The organism is Microbacterium sp. ZXX196 (genome assembly GCF_009709595.1).
GTDB lineage: Bacteria > Actinomycetota > Actinomycetes > Actinomycetales > Microbacteriaceae > Microbacterium > Microbacterium excoecariae.
Map to the genome: position 1 here is coordinate 1 of NZ_WMEE01000064.1, position 323 is coordinate 323.

Sequence of the window (323 nt, forward strand, 5' to 3'; positions counted from 1 at the left end):
GGCTGTAGACGAGGCCGTAGTTCGACGCGTTGTTGTTCTCGCCGAAATAGTCGGGGACCAGGGCCGCGAAAAGCGGGAAGAAAGCGCCGCCGCCGAAGCCGGATATGAAGGCGAAGAAGAGGAACAGCGGCTGGTTGGCGCTTTCGCCCGCCCACAGGACGCCGAACTGGGCCAGCCCGAGGACCAGGCACACATACGTCAGGGTCGGCCGCCGTCCCAGCCGGTCCGAGAGCCAGCCGACCACGCCCCGGCCCGTGCCGTTGACCACCGACATGATGCCCATGGAGGACGCGGCCACCAGCGGCCCGAACCCGGCCTCCCTG

At 68.4% G+C, this 323-nt stretch carries 1 protein-coding gene; it reads right to left on the bottom strand.

Annotated features, from left to right (window positions below; translation table 11 throughout):
- Positions 1–323 (bottom strand): MFS transporter (locus GJQ66_RS12275; RefSeq protein WP_155049626.1); only part of this gene is annotated, 323 nt, incomplete at both ends.